This window comes from Streptomyces sp. NPDC047043 (assembly GCF_040644055.1).
GTDB lineage: Bacteria > Actinomycetota > Actinomycetes > Streptomycetales > Streptomycetaceae > Streptomyces.
The window spans coordinates 276,592-300,263 of sequence record NZ_JBEYVO010000002.1 but is presented as its reverse complement, the minus strand read 5'-3'; the positions used below and the strand labels follow the sequence as shown (position 1 = coordinate 300,263).

Below are 23,672 nucleotides of genomic sequence, written 5' to 3'. Positions count from 1 at the left end.
CGCCCACGCGGCGGAGCCGCATGTCGATACAGTCCCGCGGCCCCTTGAAAGCCAAAAGCCCAAAGCCGCTTCAGGCGGCCTCCGTTGTGGGGAGGGGGTCCGCCCTGTGCATGGATCCGGATGCTCCCAGGTCCGTCAGGATCGCCGTCGATGCGCGGTGGCCCGAGTGGAGGGCACCCTGGACCGTGCTGGTGTCTCGGTGGTCGCCGCAGACGTAGAGGCCCGCCAACAGCCTTACGGGGCGGCGGAGGTCGTGGGGTGGGCGCATGGCGGGGACGGCCTCTGGGGTGTGGTGGACGGCGAGGGTTTCCCAGCGGTGGGTGGGGGTGCCGTAGAGGCGTGAGAGGTGTATGCGTACGGCGGTGTCCAGGTCGACCGGGGGGCGGCCCAGGACCGTGGAGGTGATGAGTGCGCGGCCTGCGGGGGCCCGGGTCGGGTCCACCGCGCTCACGATCGCCGTGTGGGCCACCGGGCCGCCGCGGTCGGCGTCCAGGAGGAGGGACGCGCCCGTTGCCGGCGGGTCGTCCGTCGTGTGGTGGACCAGCGTCAGGGGGTGGAAGTCCGGTACGCGCAGACCCGGCAGGAGCTCGGCGGCATCGCGGGCGTCCGTGGCCAGCAGTACGGCCCGGCAGCGGATCTCACCGTGCTCGGCCGTGGTCACCTTGCTGGTGGAGACCGAGGTGACCCGGACTCCGGTGTGCACCGTGCCCGGCGGCAGGGCCCGGGCGAGCAGTTCCGGCAGCATCTCGGCGCCGCCCTCGGGCAGGCACAGGCGTCCGCACGCGAAGGCGCGCAGCGCGAGGTCGGCGCATCGGCTGGACGTCGTCAGGTCCGGGTCGCACAGCAGGGCCGCGAGCAGCGGACGCAGGAAGCCGTCGATCGTACGGGCGGGCACACCGCGGGCGGCCAGGGCCTGGCCGGCGGGCAACTCGGGCCGGGACAGCAGCCGTTCGACGGGCATCCCGGCGAGCCGCGTGAGCGCCGCGCCCAGCCGGGCCTGATCGACGGCCGTGCCCAGCGGTGCGCCGGTGCGCGGGGCGCTCTTGGCGGGGGCGCTCGCCAGGGCGCGTACTGCATGGAGTGCGCCCCTTGCGCCCCCTGCGCCCGTCTGAGCGCCCGCGCGGTGGTGGCGGCCGTCGCTGTGCAGCAGGACGCCCGGCGCGAACGGGCGCAGGACGAGGGCGTCGAGGCCGGGTGTGAGGCGCAGTTCGGGGTACGCCGTGGACAGCAGCTGTCCGATGCGGTCGAGGCGGAACCCGTCGACCTTCTCGGTCGACATGCGGCCACCGACACACGGGGCGGCCTCCAGGACCGCGGTCGTCACTCCTGCGCTGGTCAGCCGATGTGCCGCCGAGAGCCCGGCGACCCCGGCTCCCACGATGACGACGTCCGCCTGGTACGCGGGCTCAAGCACGTGCCCCTCCTCGAGGTTGCGCGGCCGGTGGAGACGTCATGCCCCCAACAGGCTCTGGGAATACCCGAGTTCGGGTCGAGGTTAGGGCCGTGATCGGTCAAGGACAGTCGCGCATGAACAGGGCACGGTCGCACGGTGGTCGCATACGGTCACGGTGCGGCTGTCGCGCGGCCTTCACCGCGCGGCACGGATCGCCGCCTCGATGTCCGGGAACGCGAACGTGAAGCCCGACTCCAGCAGCCGCTTCGGCAGCACCCGTGCGCTGCCCAGCACGTCCCCGGACAACTCGCCGAGCACGGTGCGCAGCACGGGCGCGGGCACCGTGAACAGTGTCGGCCGGTGCAGCACGCGCCCCATCGCCGCGGTGATCTCACGGTTCGTCAGCGGGTTCGGGGCGGTGAGGTTGAAGGGGCCGGACAGGCCGTCGGTGTCGACGAGATGCCGGATCGCGGCGACCTCGTCGTGCAGCGAGACGTACGACCAGTACTGGCGGCCGTCTCCCAACCGGCCGCCCAACCCCGCCTTGAACAACGGGAACAGCCGCCCCCAGGCGCCGCCGTGCCGGGCCACCACGAGCCCGGTGCGGGCGAACACGGTCCGCACGCCCGCCTCCTGCGCGGGTGCGGTGGCGGCCTCCCACACCGCGCACAGCTCCGGCAGGAAGCCCTTCCCGGGCGGTGCGCCCTCGTCGACCTCCCGGTCGCCCGTCTCGCCGTAGTAGCCGATCGCGCTGCCGTTCACGAACACCCGCGGCTTCTCGTCCAGCGAGGCGATCGCCTCGGCCAGCGCCGTGGTGCCCAGTACCCGGCTGCGGCGGATCCGCGCCTTGTACGCGTCCGTCCAGCGGCGGTTGCCCACCCCGGCGCCCGCGAGGTTGACCACGGCGTCGCACCCGGCGAGCCCGGCCGCGTCCACGCGCTCGCCCTCGGGGTCCCAGCGGACCTCGTCCTTCGCCCGGGGCGCCCGGCGCACCAGCCGCACCACCTGGTGCCCGTCGGCGGTCAGGGACCGCACCAGGGCGCCGCCGATCAGCCCGGACGCACCGGCCACCGCGATTCGGGAACGTTCCATGCCCCCCATTCTGCGCGTGGGGTGCACATAGGGTGGCCGTCATGCCCGTACCGCACATACGTCACGCCACCCTCGACGACGAGGACGCACTGGGTCTCCTCGACCGGACGCACTGGTCCACGCTGCACTCCGTCGGACCGAGACCCCAGCCGCCGTACGAACCCTTCTTCGACGAGCGGTTCGGGCCGCGCGACCATCTCGTCGCCGAGCTCGAGGGGGAACTCGTCGGCTACATCCGGCTGGGGTACCCGACCCCTCTCGCGTCCAACTCCCACGTCCGCCAGATCCAGGGGCTGGTCGTCGCCGAGAAGGCGCGCGGGGCGGGCGTCGGCCGGGCGCTGCTGCGGGCCGTGCGGGAGGAGGCCCGCCGGCAGGGGGCACGCCGGCTGACCCTGCGCGTGCTCGGGCACAACGCCCCGGCCCGGGGGCTCTACGAGGCCGAGGGGTTCGTGGTGGAAGGCGTGCTGCCCGAGGAGTTCCTCCTCGACGGCGAGTACGTGGACGACATTTTCATGGGATGCCGTCTGTGAGCCGGGGAGCTGCTACGACGTGACCAGGTCCCCCGTGTCCACCGCCGCCGTCGCGCTCGCCGCGCGCCCGGCATCGGAGGAGACCTCGGCCGCCGTCAGCACGTAACCCGTCTCGTTGTCCGAGGTGGAGCGGGCGAACACCACGCCGTAGACCCGGCCCCCGGTCGTCAGCAGGGGGCCGCCGGAGTTGCCGGGGCGCACGGTCGAGCGGATCGAGTAGATCTCCCGGGTCACCATGCCGTCGCTGTAGATGTTCTGGCCCGTGGCGCGCACGCGGTTGGCGACGGTGGCCGCCTGGAGGTTCAGGTCGCCGTCCTGCGGATAGCCGGCGACGACCGCGGAGTCGCCGCGCGAGGCGCCGTCGTCGAACTTCAGGACCGGCGCGCGCAGACCGGGCACATACAGCACGGCCACGTCCTTCTCCGGGTCGAAGAGCACCACCCGTGCCTCGTACGACCGCCCGACCCCGCCGATCCGCACGCTCGGGTCGTCGATGCCCGCCACCACATGCGCGTTGGTCATCACGTGCTCGCGCGCGTACACGAACCCGCTGCCCTCGCGGCCCTGGTCGCCGGAGACGCCCTCGATCTTCACCGTGCTCAGCTTGGCCGCGTTGGTGGCGCTCACGGTGACGCTGTCGCCGGTGGGCTTGGCGACCTCGGCCGTCGACTCGTTCTCGAACGGGTTGAAGACCTGCGGGAAGCCCGCCTGGGTGAGCGCCGACGTGGCCCGCGAGAACCAGGTGGGCGTCGTGTTCGGCATGGCGTCCTGTACGGCGCCGAGCAGCGCCGAGTCCCGAATCGCGGTCGTGACCAGCGGCGACGAGGACGCGCCCAGGACGCTCGCGGCGACCCACGCCACGATCAGCACCGCCACCGAGTTGGCCGCGGCCCCACCGACCCCGTCGGCCACCCTGAGCGGCCCCTGGTCCAGCTCCCGGCGCAGCCGGAGCGCCAGCCGCCCCGCCAGCTCGTGCCCCACCACCGCCGGCACCAGCACCGTCAGCACCGCGGCCACGGTCGCGCGGGTCGTCCCCGCCGTCACCAGGTCCATCACCCACGGCAGCACCCACACGCCGATCACCGCGCCGCCCACGAACCCGGCGAGCGAGACGCAGCCGGCCACCAGTCCGCGCCGGTAGCCGGACGCCGCGTAGGCCACAACCACCAGCAACAGCAGGATGTCGAGCAGGTCCACGGAGCCGCCTTTCTCTCAGATCCCCTAATACGCGCAGGACGGGCCCAGTGATCAGCCACGCGCGCGTGGAGGCCGGAACCCGCCACGCGTGCGTGCATCAGGAAAAACGTCTCGGACCAGGACGATGGTTCCACCGGGTGGCACAGCACACATCGCGGGCGCAACGGATCGGGCCGAGAGTGAAGCCATGCGTGTCCGCAGATCGCGAGGACCACGGCCAGCACGCGCGCACATACCCCGCCCCGCGCGCCTGCTGCTGTCCTGGCTGCCCGGACTGGCCGCCGCCCTCGGGCTGGTGCTGTGCGCGGACGGCATCGGACACACGGGCGCCAAGCACCGGCCGCCGGTGGCCGCCCGCCCCGCCGCCGTGTACACCGCGGCCAGGCCGCACATCGTGCCCCGGTCGGTCTGGCTGGATTCCCTCGCCCGGCACGTCCAGCCGCCCCCGCGCTACGACGACAAGGTCGTCGCGGTCTTCGTCCACCACACCGACTCGCCCAACGGCTACGACTGCGCCGACGTCCCCCGCATCATCCGCTACCTCTACGCAGGCCAGACCGGCGCCCGGCAGTGGGACGACATCGGCTACAACTTCCTCGTCGACCGCTGCGGCACCGTCTACGAGGGCCGCTCGGGCGGCGTCGACCGCCCCGTCACCGGCGCCCACACCCAGGGCTTCAACCACCGCACCGCCGGCATCGCCGCCATCGGCACCTTCACGGCGGGCGTCGCCGTGCCCAAGGCGATGACGGACGCGATCGCCGCCCTCGCCGCCTGGAAGCTGGGGCTCGCCGGCATCGACCCGCGCAGCGAGGTCCACCTGGTCTCCAGCAACAGCCTCAGCCGCTACGCGGCCGGCACCACCGCCACCCTGCCCGCCCTCGCCGGCCACAAGGACGCCTACATGACCAGCTGCCCCGGCTTGGCCCTCATGGCCCGCCTCCCCGCGATCAGACAGCAGGCGGCGCGGCTGCAGGGCCGGATCCCGTAGGCGGGCTCACCTGCGCCCGAGATAGACCCGCACGGCCCGCTGCAGCACCCTGCCCTGGCTGCCCACCGGCCGCTCCCACTCACCGAGGTACTCCACGGCCCGGCCACCCGCACCCGTCTTGAAACGCAGCCGGCCGAGCAGCCGGTCCTCGGTGAGGGCAGGGGTGATGGAGCGCAGGTCGTACGTGTCGGCGCCCGCACCCCGGGCGTCGCACAGCATCCGCCACAACAGCGCGCTGCTGGGCCGCAGTTCACGCCCCCGGCGGCCGGAGGCGGCGTAGGAGTGCCAGGCGCAGGAACCCACGTTGATCATGAGGGCGGCGGAGAGCACCTCGCCGTCGTACTCGGCGAGATAGATCCGCAGCCGGTCGTCGTCCTCGGCGTTGAGGGCCTTCCACATGCGCGCGAAGTACTCCGGCGGGCGGGCCTTGAAGCCGTCGTGGGCGGCGGTCGCGGCGTACAGGCGGTAGAAGTCGGGCAGGTCGGCGGCCGAGCCCCAGGAGACGCGGACGCCCGCCTGCTCCGCCGTGCGCAACGCCTGCTCCCAGTGCGGGGCGAGCGCCTCCCGCAGCTCGCTCACCGACCGTCCCGCGATCGGGATCCGACAGCCGTAGCGCGGCTGCCCCAGCCCGAAGCCGCTGCCGTCGTCCTTCTCGCACCGCCGCCACCCGAGCCGCGCCAGCCGCTCGGCCGCGTCCAGCGCGTACCCGTCGATACCGGCCGCCGGAAGATCGTGCAGATGCCGTACGCCGGGGTCGGCGATGCCCGCGGTGACGGTGGCCGCCTCCCAGTGCCGTACGACGACGGGCGGGCCGATCCGCAGGGAGAACGCGCCGCGTTCCTCCACGTGGGCGACGAGCGGATCGAGCCACTGTTCCAGGCGCGGGCTCCACCAGTCGATCGCGGGCCCGTCGGGGAGGTAGGCGAGGAAGCGGCGGGTGCCGGGCAGCGGCCGGTACAGCACGAGTGCCGCGGCGACCATCAGCTTGCCCTCGAACCAGCCGACGCTCTCCGCCAGCCAGTCGGGCTTCACATCGGCCCACTCCGGTATCTGCAGATGACTCGCGTCGGGGTGCTGCCGCAGATGGGCCAGATGTTCCTCGCGAGTGATCTCCCTTACGTACGGGCTGGTCATGGCCTCACAGGTTTCTCGTAGCCGCCTCACGGATCTTCCCGAGGCGCGGTCCCTATCGTCATGCACACGCACTGACTGGAGGTGGGGAAGAAGTGAACAGTCTCAACAACACCACGCACAAGACCGAAGGCCGGCAGCGGAGTGCCCGCGGCCCCTGGGCGGCGCTCTGCGCGGCCGCCGCCGTGATCCTGGGCCCGGCCGCCGTCACCGCGTCCGCGCTGGACCAGGCCAACGCGGCCCCGATGCACCACGCGGTGAAGGCCGACCAGACGCAGGCCTACATCCCGTCGGACACCACCCGCCGTCGGGCCGTCGCCTAGGGGGTGGCCTGCGGATCAGGTCGTCCCCGGGAGACAGCGCCTCTCGACCGCCCCGAGCGGGGTCATGGGGGAGCGTGCAGCTGCAAGGCGGAGGAGGGAGTCGACGCGGAGCGTCGGCGACTGACGACAACGCGGCTGGGGCCCCTCTGGGGGAGGGCGTGCCAGGGCCCGCGACGCCCAGCTGATCCGCCGGACACCCCTGACCCCTGGTCCCCTCAGCCGTCGCCGCCCGCGCCGGACAGGCCCAGGAAACGCTCCCCGGAGGGATCGACGTCGACCCCGAGGCCGTTCATGAGGCCCGCGAGCATGACGTAGTAGCCGGCCGTCGTGACGATCTCGACCACCTGCCGGTCGGTGAAGCGGGCGCGAAGGGCCGACAACGTGCCCTCCGTCAGGGTGTGCCCGGCCACCAGCTCGAAGGCCGCCGTCACCGCCGCCGACTCCGTCGCGTCGAACTCCGGCCCGCCCGGGCGCCGTTCGGCGATCGCCGCCAACTGCGCGGGTGTCACCCCGGAGTTCAGCGCGATCGGGCGGTGCTGGACGGACTCGTACTCGCAGCGCGTACCGCTGGCGACCGCCATCACGACCAGCTCGCGCAACCGCACCGGAAGCGTCGACTCACGCAGCACGGCCAGGCCCAGATCGATCGCCGAGTCCGTCAGCGGCGGGGCGTGGGAGAGCATGCGGAAGGCGTTGAGCGGCACCGGAAGCTTCGCCACGCCGTCGGCCGGACGCTCCGGGTACGGGATGCGGGCCATGATCCCCCTTTGCTGCGCGGATGAAGGCGTGGTCGTCAGTCCCGGAAGCGTTCCCACAGCTTGGGGTAGCGCTCGGCCAGGATGCGCTCGTTCTCGAAGTTCAGGGGCGCGCCCTCCGGCTCGGAGGCCGCGGGCGGGATACCCAGATCGGGCGCGACGGTCCCGGTGAGCTGCTCGTAGGCCTCGTCCGCCGCGTAGCCCAGCTCCTCCCCGTCGCCGTCGATCTCCTCGTCGAAGTCGTCCAGCAGCTCGGCCAGCGAATCGGGATGGTGCACGGCCCCCTCGTACACCTCGCGGCCCTGGCCGATCAGCCAGCACCGGAAGAAGTCGAACGCATCGTCGCTCGCCCCGTCGAGCAGCACCCAGGCCGCGCCCCAAAGGTCCCAGGTGTACGCCCGGTTGTAACGGGACTCGAAGTGACGGGCGAAGTCCAGGACCGTCTCCGGATCGAGCTCCAGAAGCCGCTCCACCAGCAGGTCCGCCTGTTCCTCGGGGTCGCCCTCGGCGGCCTCGCGGGCGGCGTCCACCAGCTCCCAGAACTCCGACTCTTCCATCACGGGTACAGCATCGGCCCTGGGCGGGTGGGGCGCACGTGGAGTGCGGCGGATTGTTATGTCCCGTTCAGCCCGTCGTACAGCCGGGCCAGCCGTGCCGCGTCCTTGGCGAACCGGCTGCGCAGGCTCTCGGGCGCCAGCACCTCCGCCTCCGGGCCGAGCCCCGTGAGCTGCGAGTGGGCGACCTTCTCCGACTCCACGGGCAGCGTCACCGTCAGCCACCCGTCCCCGTCCGGGGACCCCGCGGCCGCCAACGCCTCCCGCGCGGACGCCGGATCGACGACGTACGGAAGTCTTCGCACGCCGTCCGCCGACAGTCGTACGACGACCTCGGCCCGCAGGATCGACCGCGCGAACTGCTCGGCCTGCTCCTCCCAGAAGCCGGGGAGGTCGAACTCCTCGGCCCGCGGGAAGCGGTCCGCCGACACGTCCACCGCCGTGAACCGGTCGATGCGGTAGACGCGGTGCGCACCGCCGCCCGGTCCGGCCACCCGCGCGCACAGGTACCAGACACCGGCCTTCAGCACGAGCCCGTACGGCTCCAGCTCCCGCTCGACCTCGCCGTCCCGCCTGCGGTAGCGCGCGGTGACCCGCCGGTCGTCCCACACCGCGTCCGCGACGGCGGGCAGCAGCCCGGGCGCCTTCGGCTCGGTGAACCAGTTCGGCGCGTCCAGATGGAAGCGCTGGGCCGCCGTACGCGACGCGTCCCGCAAGGACGGCAGAAGAGCCGCCGAGACCTTCAGACGGGCGGCGGAGGCGGCGTCCTCCAGCCCCATCTCACGCAGCGCCCCCGGCACCCCGGACAGGAACAGCGCCTCCGCCTCACTCCTGGCCAGCCCGGTCAGCCGCGTCCGGTACCCGCCGATCAGCCGGTACCCCCCGGCCCGCCCCCGATCCGCGTACACCGGAACCCCGGCCTCCGACAACGCCTGCGCATCCCGCGTGACCGTCCGCTCGGACACCTCCAGCTCCCGCGCCAGCTCGGCCGCGGTCATGGACGGCCGGGACTGCAGAAGCAGCACCATCTTGATCAGGCGGGCAGCACGCATACGGCCATGATGACCGGGGCCACTGACAACCGAAGCGTTAGCTCAGCAGGTCGTCGATCCTTCGGGAGACCCGCTCGCCGTGTTCGCGCAGGGTGGTCATGCCGTCCTCCTGCCAGTTCCAGTCGTCCGATTCGAGATCCACGGCGACGCCGAGCTCTCGCCCCGGCACACTGATCTGCCAACGGCACCATCGCGTGATGTGCACGGGCCGTCGCCACCGGTCCACGATCCAGCCCTTCGGGCTCTCGGTCAGCCAGTCGATGTCGGGCACGGGAAATTGCTCGCGACGGTACTTGTGACGGGCCGTCTCCTGGAATCCGCCGGTACCCATGTCGAGCGAGTAGCGATATGCGGCCACATTCCAGGGAGTCACCCGGAGGATGATCACGTCGTACCGGGTGAAACGCCGGAAGTGGTCGGCTCCGTAGCGGGTGACGAGGGCCGTCTGGTCGGCGTAGGGGAGACCGACGACGCACAGAGGGTTCTCGACTCCGTCCTTCCCCACCGGACTTGCTTTGATGATCTCGACGACGGACTGTTTCAGCCAGTCGGCCATCGTCCCGCCCTCCGGGGTATCGACGCCGGATGCCACCTCGTACTTCAGCTCCCTGTCGCGGTTGCCACGACGGATGCGGAGGATGGCGCGGGCGCACATGTAGGCCCCCGCAGCCCCGGCTCCGGCGAGCAGCGCGCCGAGCAGCAAGGCGGTGCCCGAGGCCAGCGCAAACAACGCCACGCCACCCGCGGCGGCCGCGGAGCACACGGCCAGACCGGCCTGTTCCGTGCTCGTGGGGATGGGACCCGGGGCGAAGTACTTGGCCACCTTGGCCGGGCGCTCCCTGTCTCCCGGGACCTCAATGGGTGTGTCCAAAGGAGTGCCTTCCCCGCACCGACCGTCGGCGCGGAGACCAGCGCAGCACCCCCACCGCAACCCACACACAGGTCGAACGGCCCCGGTGTCTGTCTCGCCGGGGCCGTTCGGGGGCGCTCAGGAGCGCAGGGGGCTTACAGGCCGTACTTCCCCCGCGCTTCCTTCACCGCCGTCGCCTTGACCTCGCCGCGCCTGGCGAGCTGGGCCAGGGCCGCCACGACGATGGACTGGGCGTCGACGCCGAAGTGGCGGCGGGCGCCCTCGCGGGTGTCCGACAGGCCGAAGCCGTCGGCGCCCAGCGAGGAGTAGTCCTGCTCGACCCACTGCGCGATCTGGTCCGGGACCTGGCGCATGTAGTCGGAGACCGCGAGCACCGGGCCCTCGGCGCCGTGCAGCGCCTGGCGGACGTACGGGACGCGCTCCTCGCCGCGGAGCAGGGCCGCGTCCGCCTCCAGGGCGTCCCGGCGCAGCTCCGTCCAGGACGTCGCCGACCAGACGTCGGCCGCGACACCCCACTCCTCCGCGAGCAGCTTCTGCGCCTCCAGTACCCAGTGGATCGCCGTGCCGGAGCCCAGCAGCTGGATGCGCGGGGCGTTGGCCGTGGGCGAGACCCCCGCCGACTCCGCCGTGTTGAAGCGGTACAGGCCCTTGACGATGCCCTCGTCGATGCCCGGGCCGGAGGGCTTGGCGGGCTGCGGGAGCGGCTCGTTGTAGACGGTGAGGTAGTAGAAGACGTTCGGGTCCTCGCCCGGCGCCGCCTCGCCGTACATGCGGCGCAGACCGTCACGCACGATCGTCGCCACCTCGTACGCGAACGCCGGGTCGTACGACAGCGCCGCCGGGTTCGTCGCCGCGATCACCGGGGAGTGGCCGTCGGCGTGCTGCAGGCCCTCGCCCGTCAGGGTCGTACGGCCGGCCGTCGCGCCCACCAGGAAGCCGCGGCCCAGCTGGTCGCCGAGCTGCCACATCTGGTCGGCCGTGCGCTGCCAGCCGAACATCGAGTAGAAGATGTAGAACGGAATCATCGCCTCGCCGTGCGTCGCGTACGACGTCGAAGCGGCGATGAAGTCGGCCATCGAACCGGCCTCGGTGATCCCCTCGTTGAGGATCTGGCCGTTCTTGGCCTCCTTGTAGTACATCAGCTGGTCGCGGTCGACCGGCTCGTACGTCTGGCCCTTGGGGGAGTAGATCCCGAGGGAGGGGAACAGCGACTCCATGCCGAAGGTGCGCGCTTCGTCGGGGACGATCGGCACCCAGCGCCTGCCGGTCTCCTTGTCGCGGACCAGGTCCTTGATCAGGCGTACGAAGGCCATCGTCGTCGCCACGTTCTGCGTACCGGAGCCCTTGTCGAAGGAGGCGAACGCCTTCTCCGCGGGGGCGGGCAGCGGCGCGAGCGCGTGCGTACGACGGGCGGGGGCCGGGCCGCCGAGGGCCGCGCGGCGCTCCTGGAGGTAGCGGACCTCGGGGGAGTCGGCGCCGGGGTGGCCGTAGGGGACCTGGCCGTCGACGAAGTCGCTGTCCTTGATGGGGAGTTCGAGCAGGTCACGCATCTGCTTGAACTCGTCCACCGTCAGCTTCTTCATCTGGTGGTTGGCGTTCTTCGACGCGAAGCCCTCGCCGAGGGTGAAGCCCTTGACGGTCTGGGCCAGGATCACGGTCGGGGCGCCCTTGTGGTCCAGCGCCGCCTTGTAGGCCGCGTAGACCTTCCGCGCCTCGTGACCGCCGCGGGAGAGGTGGAAGCACTCGAGGATCTTGTCGTCGCTCAGCAGCTTCGCCATCTCGACGAGCGCCGGGTCCTTGCCGAAGAAGTCCTCGCGGATGTAGGCCGCGTTGCGCGTCTGGTACGTCTGCACCTGCGCGTCCGGTACCTCGCGCAGGCGGCGTACGAGCGCACCCGTGGTGTCGAGCTGGAACAGCTCGTCCCAGGCGGAGCCCCACAGCGACTTCACGACGTTCCAGCCGGCGCCGCGGAACTGGGCCTCCAGCTCCTGCACGATCTTGAAGTTCGCGCGCACCGGGCCGTCCAGGCGCTGCAGGTTGCAGTTGATGACGAAGGTGAGGTTGTCGAGGCCCTCGCGGCTCGCGAGAGCGAGTGCGGCCGTCGACTCCGGCTCGTCCATCTCGCCGTCGCCGAGGAAGGCCCAGACGTGGGACTGCGAGACGTCCTTGATGCCGCGCGCCGTCAGGTAGCGGTTGAAGCGCGCCTGGTAGATCGCGGAGAGCGGGCCGAGGCCCATCGACACCGTCGGGAACTCCCACAGCCAGGGCAGCCGGCGCGGGTGCGGGTACGACGGGAGGCCGTTGCCGCCGGACTCCCGGCGGAAGTTGTCGAGGTGCTGCTCGCTCAGCCGGCCGTCGAGGAAGGCGCGGGCGTAGATGCCGGGGGAGGCGTGGCCCTGGATGTAGAGCTGGTCGCCCGAGCCGTCGGCCTCCTTGCCCTTGAAGAAGTGGTTGAAGCCGGTCTCGTAGAGCCAGGCCGCGGAGGCGAAGGTGGCGATGTGGCCGCCGACGCCGTATTTGCTGCCCCGGGTCACCATCGCGGCCGCGTTCCAGCGGTTCCACGCGGTGATGCGGCGCTCCATCTCCTCGTCACCGGGCACGCCCGGCTCGGCGGCGGTGGGGATGGTGTTGACGTAGTCGGTCTCGAGGAGCTTCGGCAGCGCGATGCCGTTGCCCTCCGCCCTCTCCAGCGTGCGGCGCATCAGGTACGCGGCGCGGTGCGGGCCCGCCGCCTTGGCGACCGCGTCCAGGGAGGCCTGCCATTCGGCGGTCTCCTCGGGGTCCCGGTCGGGGAGCTGGTCGAGCTCGCTCGGCTGGATGGCGTTGGGGTCGGTCATGTCGCCGCCTTCCTCAGTCGAAGGGGGTTCCCTCATCGGTAAGGGGTTCGGGGGTGCCCTTGGTCTTTGGCAGGACAGGGCGGCGGGCCTCTGTGCTGTGACACGTTGCGGCTTGCGCCGCGCGGCCCGTCGGCGACTCTAACTCCCTGATCGATGATCGATCAAAGGGTTGCGGGCAAAATATCTTGATCACGAGAAAATAGGCACCCGGTGCCTTTCGGGCAGGCACCGGGTGCCGCAATTTTTCGAGGGTTCTCGCAGGTCGGAGGCACGTTTGAGCGCCGCCTCGCTCAGGGCTCAGGCGCGCGGCGCGCAGCCCAGCACATGGGCCTTCACCAGTTCCGCGATACGAGGATCCCGGCGCCGGAACGCCTGGACCAGCTCCTCGTGCTCCTCCGCGTACGACTGCTGCACCGTGCCCAGCCAGCGGATCGACAGCGCCGTGAAGACCTCGATGCCCAGGCCCTCCCAGGTGTGCAGCAGCACCGAGTTGCCGGCCGCGCGCACCAGCTCGCGGTGGAAGGCCACCGTGTGCCGCACCTGGCCCGTGCCGTCGGCGTTGCGGTCGGCCTCGTACAGCGCGACCACATGCGGCTCCAGCGCCGAGCAGTCCTCCGCCAGCCGCTCCGCGGCCAGCTCCGCCGCGATCGCCTCCAGACCGGCCCTGACCGGATAGCTCTCCTCCAGGTCGGCCGCCGTCAGATTCCGCACCCGTACGCCCTTGTTCGGCGCCGACTCGATCAGCCGCAGCGACTCCAGCTCGCGCAGCGCCTCCCGCACCGGCGTCTGACTGACCTCCAGTTCGGTCGCGATACGGCGCTCCACGATCCGCTCGCCCGGCTTCCAGCGCCCGCTGACGATCCCCTCCACGATGTGCTCGCGGATCTGCTCGCGCAGCGAGTGGACGACGGGCGCGGTCATGAGGGCTCCTTAGGGAGGGGCCGCCCATCGGCCCCTGGGGCGTTTGACGTTTAGACAATAAGGCCGCGGACGACTTCAGGAGGGGCGCACGGGGGCGCTTTCGTGCAGGTGAGACGAGACTTACACGCCATACAGAGCGTCGCTGCTGTAAAGACCCGTACCGGGCCGGACCCGGAGTCGTCACCACCGTGTCACCGGCAGAACCCCCGGGCCGCCGATGCCGTCGCGGTCGGCAAGGGGTACCCGAGCGGGGCGCCCCTGCACCATCAGGGGGACGGCATGAACACAGGGGTACGGCGCAGCAGGCTCGGATGGACCGTCGCGGCGGCGGCCGCGGCCGCGGTCATCGGCGTGACGGGGTGCCGGCAGATGCCCACGGCGGCATCGGACGCGCCCAGCAGGGCGGCGACCGGCGAGCCGTCCGGGAGCAGCGGCACGCAGATCCAGGGCATGGCGGGTTCGCTCGCGTCCGCGAAGCAGCCCGCCGGACCCGGCGGTGCCTGCGTCTTCGTCAAGCCCGACGGGGCGCAGAAGTTCGGGCACGTCGGCTGGGGCTTCCGGGTCACCGGCACGAACCAGTGGGTCTACGGCGCCGTGGAGAACCCCACCAACAAGCTCTACACCCCGCCCGGCGGCTACATCGGCGCCTGGCACGCGAAGGGGACGTACGCCCGCATGCTCAGCGAGATGTCCCGGGACGCCCACTACCCCGGCAAGTCCAGCCATCCGTACAGCCGTTACCGCTGCGTCTCCTCCTCGACCAGCGACGTGAACAACGCCTGGGCGATGATCCGGACCGTCGAGAGCCGCGGCTTCCTCGTCGGCTTCGACCGCAAGACCGGTGAACTCACCTCCCGGGACTGCCTCGACGCCACCTACGACGTCCTGCACGCCTACCGGACGCGGCATCTGACGTACGCGCCGCACCTGGACGTCCCCAACGTGTGGGTCGAGACCCTGTGGGACTGGAGCGATCACACGCTGACGCCACGGTAGAACGACGGTGCCCCCGCCCGGAAAGCTCCGGGCGGGGGCACCGTCGTACGGACAACGAGCCCTACAGGCCGAGCTCGACCTCGAACTCGCCCGCCTCCAGGATCGCCTTGACCGCGGTCAGGTAACGGGCCGCGTCGGCGCCGTCCACCAGACGGTGGTCGTAGGAGAGGGTCAGGTAGGTCATGTCGCGGACGCCGATGACCGTGCCCTCCTCGGTCTCGATGACCGCCGGGCGCTTGACCGTGGCACCGATGCCGAGGATCGCGACCTGGCCCGGCGGCACGATGATCGTGTCGAAGAGCGCACCGCGCGAACCGGTGTTGGAGATGGTGAAGGTCGCACCGGACAGCTCGTCGGGCGTGATCTTGTTGGCGCGGACCTTGCCCGCCAGGTCGGCCGTGGCCTTGGCGATACCAGCGATGTTGAGGTCGCCGGCGTGCTTGATGACCGGGGTCATCAGGCCCTTCTCGGAGTCCACCGCGATACCGATGTTCTCGGTGTCGAAGTAGGTGATCGTGCCCTCGGCCTCGTTGATCTTGGCGTTGATGGGCGCGTGCGCCTTCAGCGCCTGGGCCGCCGCCTTCACGAAGAACGGCATCGGGGAGAGCTTGACGCCCTCGCGGGCCGCGAACGCGTCCTTGGCCCGGGCGCGCAGCTTCATCAGACGCGTGACGTCGACCTCGACGACCGACGACAGCTGCGCCTGCTCGTGCAGCGCCTTGACCATGTTGTCGCCGATGACCTTGCGGATGCGCGGCATCTTGACGGTCTGGCCACGCAGCGGCGAGGCCTCCAGGCTCGGGGCCTTCTTGGCGGCCGGAGCGGCGGCGGCAGCGGGGGCCGGAGCAGCGGCGGCGGCCTTGGCGGCCTCGGCGGCGGCGATGACGTCCTGCTTGCGGATACGGCCGCCGACGCCGGTGCCCTTGACGCCGGCCAGGTCGACGCCGTTCTCGGCGGCGAGCTTGCGCACCAGCGGGGTGACGTAGGCGCCCTCGTCGGTGGCCTGCGCGGCGGGAGCCGGGGTGACCGGGGCCGGAGCGACCGGCGCGGGGGCCGGGGCAGCCGGAGCCGGGGCGGCGGCAACCGGGGCGGGCGCGGGAGCCGGAGCGGCAGGCGCCGGGGCCGGGGCCGGAGCGGGGGCAGCCGGGGCGGGCGCCTCGGCAGCCGGGGCCGGAGCGGCGGGGGCCGGGGCAGCGGCCGGAGCCGCACCCGGGGCGCCGATGACGGCCAGCTTGGCGCCGACCTCGGCGGTCTCGTCCTCGCCGACCACGATCTCCAGCAGCACACCGGCGACCGGCGCGGGGATCTCGGTGTCGACCTTGTCCGTGGAGACCTCGAGCAGCGGCTCGTCCTCCGCGACCTCCTCGCCGACCTCCTTCAGCCAGCGGGTGACGGTGCCCTCGGTGACGGACTCGCCGAGCGCGGGGAGGACCACGTCCGTGCCGGACGCGCCACCGGCCGGAGCGGCAGCGGGGGCGGCGGCGGGCGCGGGGGCCGGGGCGGCCGGGGCCTCGGCGACCGGCGCCGGGGCGGGCTCGGCGGCCGGGGCCGGAGCCTCGGCAGCGGCGGGGGCCGGGGCGGCAGCGGGCGCGCCCGTGCCGTCGTCGATGACGGCCAGCTCGGCGCCGACCTCAACGGTCTCGTCCTCGGCGACCTTGATGGACGCGAGGACACCGGCGGCAGGGGAGGGGATCTCGGTGTCGACCTTGTCGGTCGAGACCTCGAGCAGCGGCTCGTCGGCCTCGACGCGCTCGCCCTCGGCCTTCAGCCAGCGGGTGACAGTGCCCTCGGTGACGCTCTCGCCGAGCGCCGGAAGGGTTACGGAAACCGCCATGGTTTCGGTTGCTCCTTACGAATTGCGGAAGTCTGAGTCGTCGCTTCGTCGACCGAGGGTCAGTCGTGCGAGTGGAGCGGCTTGCCGGCCAGGGCCAGGTGGGCCTCGCCGAGCGCCTCGTTCTGCGTCGGGTGGGCGTGGATGAGCTGGGCGACCTCGGCGGGCAGCGCCTCCCAGTTGTAGATCAGCTGGGCCTCGCCGACCTGCTCGCCCATGCGGTCGCCGACCATGTGGACGCCGACCACGGCACCGTCCTTGACCTGGACGAGCTTGATCTCGCCCGCGGTGTTCAGGATCTTGCTCTTGCCGTTGCCCGCGAGGTTGTACTTCAGAGCGACGACCTTGTCCGCGCCGTAGATCTCCTTGGCCTTGGCCTCGGTGATGCCCACGGAGGCGACCTCGGGGTGGCAGTACGTCACCCGGGGCACACCGTCGTAGTCGATCGGAACGGTCTTCAGACCGGCCAGACGCTCCGCCACCAGGATGCCCTCGGCGAAGCCGACGTGCGCGAGCTGGAGCGTCGGGACCAGGTCGCCGACGGCGGAGATGGTCGGGACGTTGGTGCGCATGTACTCGTCGACGAGGACGTAGCCGCGGTCGATCGCGACGCCCTGCTCCTCGTAGCCGAGACCGGCGGAGACCGGGCCGCGGCCCACCGCGACCAGCAGGACCTCGGCCTCGAACTCCTTGCCGTCGGCGAGGGTGACCTTGACGCCGTCGGCGGTGTACTCGGCCTTGGAGAAGAAGGTGCCCAGGTTGAACTTGATGCCGCGCTTGCGGAACGCGCGCTCAAGAAGCTTGGAGGAGTTCTCGTCCTCGACCGGGACGAGGTGCTTCAGACCCTCGATGACGGTGACGTCCGCGCCGAAGGACTTCCAGGCGGAGGCGAACTCGACGCCGATGACGCCGCCGCCCAGGATGATCGCGGACTCGGGCACGCGGTCCAGGACGAGGGCGTGGTCGGAGGAGATGATGCGGTTGCCGTCGATCTCCAGGCCCGGCAGCGACTTCGGCACGGAGCCGGTCGCCAGCAGGACGTGGCGGCCCTGAATGCGCCGGCCGTTGACGTCGACGGAGGTGGGGGAGGAGAGACGACCCTCGCCCTCGATGTACGTCACCTTGCGGGAGGCGACGAGACCCTGGAGCCCCTTGTACAGGCCGGAGATCACGCCGTCCTTGTACTTGTGGACCCCGGCGATGTCGATGCCCTCGAAGCTGGCCTTCACACCGAACTGCTCGCTCTCGCGGGCCTGGTCGGCGATCTCGCCCGCGTGCAGCAGGGCCTTGGTGGGGATGCACCCACGGTGCAGGCAGGTACCGCCGACCTTGTCCTTCTCGATCAGGGCGACGTCCAGGCCCAGCTGCGCCCCGCGCAGGGCCGCGGCGTACCCGCCACTACCACCGCCGAGGATCACTAGGTCGAAAACGGTGCTGGCGTCGTTCGCCACGTCACGTCCTCCATGCATGTGCGCCACGCCGGTCGTCCGTGACCGGTCGGCGGCTGGTGTCCGGCCGCTCTTTCTTCGGCCCTGTGGTGGGGGCCCTGTCCTGCCGAGCCCCATCTTCGCACTTGTCCGGGACGTTCGAGACGCCGGGCCGGTGTGTGAGACGTCCCACGTTCGGTCGAGCGGACCGATGAGGCGCATGAATGAGGGGGCTCCGCCCTACCCGCGCGCGGAGCCCCCTTTCCTTCAGAGCAACCTCACCCGAGGTCGCCGGCCGCGGTGAGTTCGGCCAGCCGAACCAGCGTCCGCACCGCCGTGCCCGTACCGCCCTTGGGGGTGTAGCCGAACGGCCCGCCCTCGTTGAAGGCCGGCCCCGCGATGTCCAGGTGCGCCCAGGTGATGCCCTCGCCCACGAACTCCCGCAGGAACAGCCCCGCGACCAGGCCGCCGCCCATCCGCTCACCCATGTTGGCGATGTCCGCGGTGGGGGAGTCCATCCCCTTGCGCAGGTGCTCCGGCAGCGGCATCGGCCAGGCCGGCTCGCCGACCTCCTCCGCCGCCTCGTGCAGCGCGGAGCGGAACGCGTCGTCGTTGGCCATGATCCCGAACGTCCGGCTGCCCAGCGCCAGCATCATCGCGCCGGTCAGGGTCGCGACGTCCACGATGGCGTCCGGCTTCTCCAGGGAGGCGGCCCACAGCGCGTCGGCCAGGACCAGACGGCCCTCCGCGTCCGTGTTGAGGACCTCGACCGTCTTGCCGCTGTACATGCGCAGCACGTCACCGGGCCGGGTCGCGGAACCCGACGGCATGTTCTCGGCGAGCGCCAGCCAGCCGGTCACATTGACCTCGAGGCCGAGACGCGCGGCGGCGACCACGGCCGCGAAGACCGCCGCCGCACCGCTCATGTCGCACTTCATGGTCTCGTTGTGGCCCGCCGGCTTCAGCGAGATGCCGCCCGAGTCGTAGGTGATGCCCTTGCCGACGAGCGCGAGGTGCTTCTTCGCCTTGGAGGAGGTGTACGACAGCTTCACCAGCCGCGGACCCGCCGCGGAGCCGGCGCCGACACCGAGGATGCCGCCGTAGCCGCCCTTCTCCAGCGCCTTCTCGTCGAGCACCTGCACCTTGATGCCGTGCTCCTTGGCCGCGGCCGTCGCGACCGCCGCGAACGCCTCCGGGTCGAGGTCGTTCGGCGGGGTGTTGATCAGGTCGCGGGCGCGGTTGAGCTCCTCGGCGACGGCGGTGGCGCGCTCCACGGCCGCCTTGTGTTCCTTGTCGCGGGGCTTGGCGCCGAGCAGCGCGGCCTCGGCGAGCGGGGCCTTGCCGTTCTTGGCCTTCTCGTCCTTGCCGTTCTCCTTGTAGGCGTCGAAGGAGTACGCGCCGAGCAGCACGCCCTCGCCGATCGCGCCGACGTCCGAGGCGTCCCCGACCGGCAGGACGAAGGCGGCCTTCTTGGCGCCGGCGAGGGTACGGGCGGCGGCACCGGCGGCCTTGCGCAGGGACTCGGCGGCGTAGCCGGAGTCCTTCTCGGGCTCCGAACCCAGGCCGACCGCCACCACGAGCGGGGCCTTGAAGCCGGACGGTGCCGGCAGCTTCGTCACCTCGCCCTCGGCGCCGGAGGCACCGAGGGTTTCCAGGACGCCGGCGAGCCTGCCGTCGTAGGCCTTGTCCACGGCCTCGGCGCCCGGTGCGACGACCGGGCCCTTCGCGCCCTTGGCCACACCGATCACGATCGCGTCGGCCCGCAGACCGGACGCCGCGGCGGTGCTGAGAGTGAGAGCAGTCACGGTGGTGAAATCTCGCTTCCGATGTGAAGTTTCTGTAGTCGATCTGTGTGGGTCGACCGGGCCCGACAGCCGACCCTAGATCCGAGTTCAGGGTGCGTTTCCAGCGGGGCCTTCCCCGGTGCGGCGAACACTCGAGATGAGCCTACGCGCGTGCGTGCACGCCGACGGGCAGCGGGCGCGAACCCGTCACCTGGGAGCAGGGCCCGAAGGGGGCCTCGGTGTGCTGCGCCGCAACCGGCGTCGGAGATCATCCGTGGGGAACGCTTCCCCACACCCTGGAGCCAGCGCGTTGAGACGCACCATCCCCCTGCTCGCCCTGCTTCTGCTGTCGGCGGGCTGCAGCACCGTGCCCGACTCCGAGCCGTCCGGCGAACGCTGGCAGCCGCGCCCCGGCGTGGCCTGGCAGTGGCAGCTCAGCGGGCGCGTCGACACCTCCGTCGACGCGCCGGTCTACGACATCGACGGCTTCGACCAGCCCAAGGCGACGGTCACCACGCTGCACCGCAAGGACCGCAAGGTCATCTGCTACCTCTCCACCGGTGCCTGGGAGGACTGGCGGCCCGACGCCAGGAAGTTCCCGCAGTCGGTGATCGGCAAGGGCAACGGCTGGAAGGGCGAGCGCTGGCTCGACATCCGCCGCACCGACGTACTGGAACCGCTGATGGCGGACCGCTTCGACATGTGCCGCAAGAAGGGCTTCGACGCGGTCGAGCCCGACAACATGGACGGCTACAAGAACCGCACCGGCTTCCCCCTCGAGGCCGCCGACCAGCTCCGCTACAACCGCCTGATCGCCAAACTGGCCCACGACCGCGGCATGGCGGTCGGCCTGAAGAACGACCTGGACCAAATCCCGGCACTGGTACGGGACTTCGACTTCGCGGTCAACGAACAGTGCGCCCAGTACGGCGAGTGCGCCGCCATGAAGCCCTTCATCAAGGCGGACAAGGCGGTCTTCCACGTCGAGTACGAGCTGCCGACGAGCCGCTTCTGCGCACAGTCCCGCCGTCTGAAGCTGAGCTCGATGCTCAAAAAGTACGAACTGGGGGTGTGGCGCCGGGCGTGCTGATCCCGAGCCCGGTGACCGCCGTGCCGGCCACCCGGTCGGCCAGCGAGCGCCGGGTCGGCGAGAAGACCGGCAGCGCGTTGACGAAGAACACGACGACGGCCAGCGTCCACACCAGCACCGACAGGAAGAAGTACCCCTCGACCAGCAGCACACAGGCGACGGCGTAGATCGCGATGTCGGCGGTCGTGGTGATCGCGGCGCGCACCGCGGCCCGGCGAGGGGCGCTCGGAGTCACCTTCAGCCCGAGCAGCCCCTTGCCGACGGTCCGACCGGCAAGCGCCAGGCAGCCCCACTGATAGAGGAACGTCGCCACGATCAGCACCCCGAAGGCCTCCTCGACGTCGAGGACCGCCTTGTCCCACAGCGACAGCCCGAGGTCCTGAGAGGCGTCGATCACGTCACCGCGCGAGGTCAGCAGGTCGAGACCGCCGCGGGTGGCCAGTTCCGGCACATCGGTGACGAGCGCCGATATCCGGTGGAAGGTGAGCACGGCCAGCCCGGTCGCCAGCGTGAGCACCAGCGCGAAGTCGATGAACCAGGCCACGGCACGACGAAGCTTCGGCACGAACATCCCCCGATCACGATCACTTGTCCGTGTACGGCGGAAGAGACTACTGCCCCAGCGAGAGCACGATGAGCGAAACCGTCGCAGCCGTCTCGGCCAGCCCGCCGAACACATCGCCGGTCACCCCGCCGAAGCGGCGCGTGCAGTGGCGCAGGAGGAGTTCGGCCACGGCGACAGAGACGATCACCGCCGCCGCCGTACGGACGATGTCGTACATCCCCACGAGCGCACCCCCGGCCGCGGCCGCCCCGGACACGAGAACCGCAGTGAGCAGCGCCGCCCGTACCGGAACCACGCCCGCGACCGCCGCCCCCAGCCCCTCCGGGCGGGCGGCCGGCACACCCGCCCGGGCGGCCAGGGTGAGCGCGAGGCGGGCGGCGGTCGCCGAGACCACGGCGGCGAGCGCCCCCCGGGCCCACGAGTCGCCGTAGGCCTGGGCGAGTGCGGCCACCTGGGCGAGCAGGACGAGCACGAGGGTGATCACCCCGAACGGCCCGATGTCCGACTGCTTCATGATCCGCAGCGCGTCCTCGGCGGGCTTGCCGCTGCCGAGCCCGTCCGCGGTGTCCGCGAGCCCGTCGAGGTGCAGCCCGCGGGTGAGCGCGGCCGGCACGGCGGCGGAGGCGACGGCGGCGAGCAGCGCGCCCGCGCCCAGCGCCAGCAGCAGTACGCCGACCAGGGCCGCGCACCCGCCGACGACCAGCCCGGCCAGCGGGGCGCAGAGCATGCCGCCGCGTGCGGCGTCCCGGTCCCAGCGGGTCACCGTCACCGGGAGCACGGTGAGGGTGCCGAAGGCGAAGCGGAGGCCGTCCGGCCAGGGGGTCTTGGAGGGTTCGGGCACCGGCGCAGGTTACCCGGCGGTCGCCAGGAGAGCGGCGGCACCCGTGGATAAAGTGCGTTTATGGGACATTGGCTGCAGCGCAACATCATCGAGCCCGGCAAGCTGCCGCTGCTCCTCGCGCTGACCGCGTTCGTGCTGACGTTCCTGATCACCCGGTTCGTCACCCGCCTCATCCGGGCGGGCAAGGGGCCCTTCGGCAACGTCAAGGCGGGTGGGCTGCACATCCACCACGTGGTGCCCGGTGTCGTCTTCACCGTCCTCGGCGGCTTCGGGGCGGTCGCCAGCAGCCGGTACGGGTTCGGCGCGGCCGTCTTCGCGGTCGTCTTCGGCATGGGCGCGGGCCTGGTCCTCGACGAGTTCGCGCTGATCCTGCATCTCGACGACGTCTACTGGACCGAGGAGGGCCGCAAGAGCGTCGAGGTCGTGGTGCTCACGGCGGCCCTGGTGGGGCTGATGCTGGCGGGCTTCTCGCCGTTCGGGGTCAACGACATGACCCAGGACGAGCTGCAGGACCGCGGCAGCGTGATCTCGACCGTCGTGGTCAACTTCCTGTTCTCGCTGGCCGTCCTGAGCAAGGGCAAGGCCCGGATGGCGATCTTCAGCGTGATCGTCCCGTTCATCGGCCTGATCGGAATCGTCCGGCTGGCCCGCCCCGCCTCGCCGTGGGCCAGACGCTTCTACCGCCGCCGCCCGCGCGCCCGCGCCAGGGCCATCCTGCGCGCCTACCACCACGACAAGCGATGGGCGGGCCCGCGCCGGAAGTTTCAGGATCTGGTCGGCGGAAAGCCCGATCCCGAGCCGAACCGCGCGATCGGCCGGTGACGGTGCCGCACTGCCGAGATCAGGCACAGCACCCCCACCGCCGCGATCGCCGCCATGTGCTCCTTGCCGGCGAGGTTGCCCTTCAGCAAGACCTCGACCGCCATCGCCGCAGTCACCGCGCACGCCGTGACATACGCGCCGTAACGCCACCCTAGGAACACGGCGAGGCCCACCACCGCCGCCGACGGGCCGGTGTCCACGACCCGGGCGTCCGAGGAGGGCAGCCCGAAGGGGTTGTCGAAGCCCAGCCGGATGCCCAGGCGCGCGTACAGCGTCCCGGCGAGGGTGGCGGCGTAGGCGATGACGAGCGTGCGCCAGCGGCCGATGCAGATCTCCGCGATCCCGAACACGAACAGGATCTGCGCGAGCGCACCCCAGACCGGAAGGTCCAGCGCCGGGACGAACAGCGACAGGGGAGTGCGCAGCAGCGCCAGCCACAGCGGGTCCTCGGCCCGCACCGCCCCGATGTTCTGCACGAACCCATAGCCCCACGACTGGTTCTGCACGACCTGGACGACCGCCGTCAGGACCACCACCCCGAGGGTCATCGGGAACGCCCGCCAGCGCCGCTTGACCAGCGGCTCCCGCACCGTGATGTACAGGAGCCCCCATTCGGCGCGGGCCCAGCGGGCGAGCCTCTTCATCCGGTGGTCCTCATCTGTGCATGTC

General features: G+C 71.6%; 22 protein-coding genes. 6 read left to right on the top strand and 16 right to left on the bottom strand.

The annotated features are described in order from the left end of the window. Window positions 1–70: 70 nt before the first annotated feature. Both ABZ880_RS04440 and ABZ880_RS04435 read right to left on the bottom strand, forming a co-directional pair. Window positions 71–1,414 carry an NAD(P)/FAD-dependent oxidoreductase gene (locus ABZ880_RS04440; protein ID WP_361256667.1) on the bottom strand — a complete coding sequence of 448 codons (1,344 nt, stop codon included), beginning with the start codon at window positions 1,412–1,414 and terminating at the stop codon, window positions 71–73. Window positions 1,415–1,588: 174 nt separating this feature from the next. Continuing rightward, window positions 1,589–2,485, bottom strand: a complete 897-nt coding sequence (locus tag ABZ880_RS04435) for a TIGR01777 family oxidoreductase (RefSeq protein ID WP_361256664.1) — start codon at window positions 2,483–2,485, stop codon at window positions 1,589–1,591. A 41-nt stretch (window positions 2,486–2,526) separates the two neighbouring features. On the opposite strand from ABZ880_RS04435, the gene ABZ880_RS04430 reads away from it, so the two are divergent. Then, a complete protein-coding gene (locus ABZ880_RS04430; protein WP_361256661.1) occupies window positions 2,527–3,015 on the top strand; it encodes a GNAT family N-acetyltransferase in 489 nt (162 codons plus the stop codon). Between the two features lie 12 nt (window positions 3,016–3,027). Here the strand turns inward: ABZ880_RS04430 and ABZ880_RS04425 are convergent, their stop codons facing one another. Beyond that, on the bottom strand, window positions 3,028–4,212 hold the full coding sequence (locus tag ABZ880_RS04425) for a MarP family serine protease (RefSeq protein ID WP_361256659.1): 1,185 nt from the start codon (window positions 4,210–4,212) through the stop codon (window positions 3,028–3,030). Window positions 4,213–4,462: 250 nt separating this feature from the next. On the opposite strand from ABZ880_RS04425, the gene ABZ880_RS04420 reads away from it, so the two are divergent. Further along, complete coding sequence (locus tag ABZ880_RS04420) at window positions 4,463–5,203, top strand: peptidoglycan recognition protein (RefSeq protein ID WP_361257093.1); 741 nt, start codon at window positions 4,463–4,465, stop codon at window positions 5,201–5,203. 6 nt (window positions 5,204–5,209) lie between these two features. Here ABZ880_RS04420 and ABZ880_RS04415 read toward each other — a convergent pair whose 3' ends face one another. Beyond that, entirely contained in the window at window positions 5,210–6,337 is a 1,128-nt protein-coding gene (locus ABZ880_RS04415; RefSeq protein WP_361256656.1) for a peptidoglycan bridge formation glycyltransferase FemA/FemB family protein, read from the bottom strand. A gap of 92 nt (window positions 6,338–6,429) precedes the next feature. Here ABZ880_RS04415 and ABZ880_RS04410 point away from each other — a divergent pair, with 92 nt between their 5' ends. Next, window positions 6,430–6,657 (top strand): hypothetical protein, encoded by a 228-nt coding sequence (locus ABZ880_RS04410; protein WP_361256653.1) that lies wholly within the window; start codon window positions 6,430–6,432, stop codon window positions 6,655–6,657. A gap of 215 nt (window positions 6,658–6,872) precedes the next feature. Here the strand turns inward: ABZ880_RS04410 and ABZ880_RS04405 are convergent, their stop codons facing one another. The 6 genes from ABZ880_RS04405 to ABZ880_RS04380 all read right to left on the bottom strand — a co-directional run bounded on the left by ABZ880_RS04405 (window position 6,873) and on the right by ABZ880_RS04380 (window position 13,647). After that, a complete protein-coding gene (locus ABZ880_RS04405) occupies window positions 6,873–7,415 on the bottom strand; it encodes a carboxymuconolactone decarboxylase family protein (RefSeq protein ID WP_361256650.1) in 543 nt (180 codons plus the stop codon). Between the two features lie 35 nt (window positions 7,416–7,450). After that, entirely contained in the window at window positions 7,451–7,969 is a 519-nt protein-coding gene (locus tag ABZ880_RS04400; RefSeq protein WP_361257090.1) for a DUF4240 domain-containing protein, read from the bottom strand. A gap of 56 nt (window positions 7,970–8,025) precedes the next feature. Continuing rightward, complete coding sequence (locus ABZ880_RS04395; RefSeq protein WP_361256647.1) at window positions 8,026–9,018, bottom strand: WYL domain-containing protein; 993 nt, start codon at window positions 9,016–9,018, stop codon at window positions 8,026–8,028. A gap of 37 nt (window positions 9,019–9,055) precedes the next feature. Next, window positions 9,056–9,841 (bottom strand): hypothetical protein, encoded by a 786-nt coding sequence (locus ABZ880_RS04390; protein WP_361256644.1) that lies wholly within the window; start codon window positions 9,839–9,841, stop codon window positions 9,056–9,058. A 182-nt stretch (window positions 9,842–10,023) separates the two neighbouring features. Further along, entirely contained in the window at window positions 10,024–12,726 is a 2,703-nt protein-coding gene (gene aceE, locus ABZ880_RS04385; RefSeq protein ID WP_361256641.1) for a pyruvate dehydrogenase (acetyl-transferring), homodimeric type, read from the bottom strand. A 297-nt stretch (window positions 12,727–13,023) separates the two neighbouring features. Beyond that, window positions 13,024–13,647, bottom strand: a complete 624-nt coding sequence (locus tag ABZ880_RS04380) for a GntR family transcriptional regulator (protein WP_361256638.1) — start codon at window positions 13,645–13,647, stop codon at window positions 13,024–13,026. A gap of 279 nt (window positions 13,648–13,926) precedes the next feature. Here ABZ880_RS04380 and ABZ880_RS04375 point away from each other — a divergent pair, with 279 nt between their 5' ends. Then, entirely contained in the window at window positions 13,927–14,643 is a 717-nt protein-coding gene (locus ABZ880_RS04375; RefSeq protein ID WP_361256635.1) for a hypothetical protein, read from the top strand. A 61-nt stretch (window positions 14,644–14,704) separates the two neighbouring features. Here the strand turns inward: ABZ880_RS04375 and sucB are convergent, their stop codons facing one another. The 3 genes from sucB to ABZ880_RS04360 form a co-directional block, all read right to left on the bottom strand. Beyond that, on the bottom strand, window positions 14,705–16,477 hold the full coding sequence (sucB, locus tag ABZ880_RS04370; RefSeq protein ID WP_361256632.1) for a 2-oxoglutarate dehydrogenase, E2 component, dihydrolipoamide succinyltransferase: 1,773 nt from the start codon (window positions 16,475–16,477) through the stop codon (window positions 14,705–14,707). A 59-nt stretch (window positions 16,478–16,536) separates the two neighbouring features. Next, window positions 16,537–17,925, bottom strand: a complete 1,389-nt coding sequence (lpdA, locus tag ABZ880_RS04365) for a dihydrolipoyl dehydrogenase (RefSeq protein ID WP_361256629.1) — start codon at window positions 17,923–17,925, stop codon at window positions 16,537–16,539. Between the two features lie 254 nt (window positions 17,926–18,179). Further along, a complete protein-coding gene (locus tag ABZ880_RS04360) occupies window positions 18,180–19,706 on the bottom strand; it encodes a leucyl aminopeptidase (protein ID WP_361256627.1) in 1,527 nt (508 codons plus the stop codon). 289 nt (window positions 19,707–19,995) lie between these two features. Between ABZ880_RS04360 and ABZ880_RS04355 the strand changes: the two genes are divergently transcribed. Beyond that, on the top strand, window positions 19,996–20,775 hold the full coding sequence (locus ABZ880_RS04355) for an endo alpha-1,4 polygalactosaminidase (protein WP_361256624.1): 780 nt from the start codon (window positions 19,996–19,998) through the stop codon (window positions 20,773–20,775). On the opposite strand, the gene ABZ880_RS04350 is transcribed toward ABZ880_RS04355, so the two are convergent. Both ABZ880_RS04350 and ABZ880_RS04345 read right to left on the bottom strand, forming a co-directional pair. Beyond that, window positions 20,735–21,340: an RDD family protein gene (locus tag ABZ880_RS04350; protein WP_361256621.1), complete on the bottom strand. Its 606-nt coding sequence runs from the start codon at window positions 21,338–21,340 to the stop codon at window positions 20,735–20,737. The genes ABZ880_RS04355 and ABZ880_RS04350 overlap by 41 nt on opposite strands. Window positions 21,341–21,386: 46 nt before the next feature. Next, entirely contained in the window at window positions 21,387–22,181 is a 795-nt protein-coding gene (locus ABZ880_RS04345) for an adenosylcobinamide-GDP ribazoletransferase (RefSeq protein WP_361256618.1), read from the bottom strand. 60 nt (window positions 22,182–22,241) lie between these two features. Between ABZ880_RS04345 and ABZ880_RS04340 the strand changes: the two genes are divergently transcribed. Continuing rightward, window positions 22,242–23,003, top strand: a complete 762-nt coding sequence (locus ABZ880_RS04340) for a hypothetical protein (RefSeq protein ID WP_361256615.1) — start codon at window positions 22,242–22,244, stop codon at window positions 23,001–23,003. On the opposite strand, the gene ABZ880_RS04335 is transcribed toward ABZ880_RS04340, so the two are convergent. After that, window positions 22,946–23,647: a hypothetical protein gene (locus tag ABZ880_RS04335; protein WP_361256612.1), complete on the bottom strand. Its 702-nt coding sequence runs from the start codon at window positions 23,645–23,647 to the stop codon at window positions 22,946–22,948. The genes ABZ880_RS04340 and ABZ880_RS04335 overlap by 58 nt on opposite strands. Window positions 23,648–23,672 lie beyond the last annotated feature (25 nt).

Excerpts from the sequence above, each read along its gene's own strand:
- ABZ880_RS04435 (WP_361256664.1), bottom strand. The coding sequence starts at position 2,485 with ATGGAACGTTCCCGAATCGCGGTGGCCGGTGCGTCCGGGCTGATCGGC.
- ABZ880_RS04430 (WP_361256661.1), top strand. The coding sequence starts at position 2,527 with ATGCCCGTACCGCACATACGTCACGCCACCCTCGACGACGAGGACGCA.
- ABZ880_RS04415 (WP_361256656.1), bottom strand. The coding sequence starts at position 6,337 with ATGACCAGCCCGTACGTAAGGGAGATCACTCGCGAGGAACATCTGGCC.
- ABZ880_RS04405 (WP_361256650.1), bottom strand. The coding sequence starts at position 7,415 with ATGGCCCGCATCCCGTACCCGGAGCGTCCGGCCGACGGCGTGGCGAAG.
- ABZ880_RS04400 (WP_361257090.1), bottom strand. The coding sequence starts at position 7,969 with ATGGAAGAGTCGGAGTTCTGGGAGCTGGTGGACGCCGCCCGCGAGGCC.
- ABZ880_RS04395 (WP_361256647.1), bottom strand. The coding sequence starts at position 9,018 with ATGCGTGCTGCCCGCCTGATCAAGATGGTGCTGCTTCTGCAGTCCCGG.
- aceE (WP_361256641.1), bottom strand. The coding sequence starts at position 12,726 with ATGACCGACCCCAACGCCATCCAGCCGAGCGAGCTCGACCAGCTCCCC.
- ABZ880_RS04380 (WP_361256638.1), bottom strand. The coding sequence starts at position 13,647 with ATGACCGCGCCCGTCGTCCACTCGCTGCGCGAGCAGATCCGCGAGCAC.
- ABZ880_RS04375 (WP_361256635.1), top strand. The coding sequence starts at position 13,927 with ATGAACACAGGGGTACGGCGCAGCAGGCTCGGATGGACCGTCGCGGCG.
- sucB (WP_361256632.1), bottom strand. The coding sequence starts at position 16,477 with ATGGCGGTTTCCGTAACCCTTCCGGCGCTCGGCGAGAGCGTCACCGAG.
- ABZ880_RS04340 (WP_361256615.1), top strand. The coding sequence starts at position 22,242 with ATGGGACATTGGCTGCAGCGCAACATCATCGAGCCCGGCAAGCTGCCG.
- ABZ880_RS04335 (WP_361256612.1), bottom strand. The coding sequence starts at position 23,647 with ATGAAGAGGCTCGCCCGCTGGGCCCGCGCCGAATGGGGGCTCCTGTAC.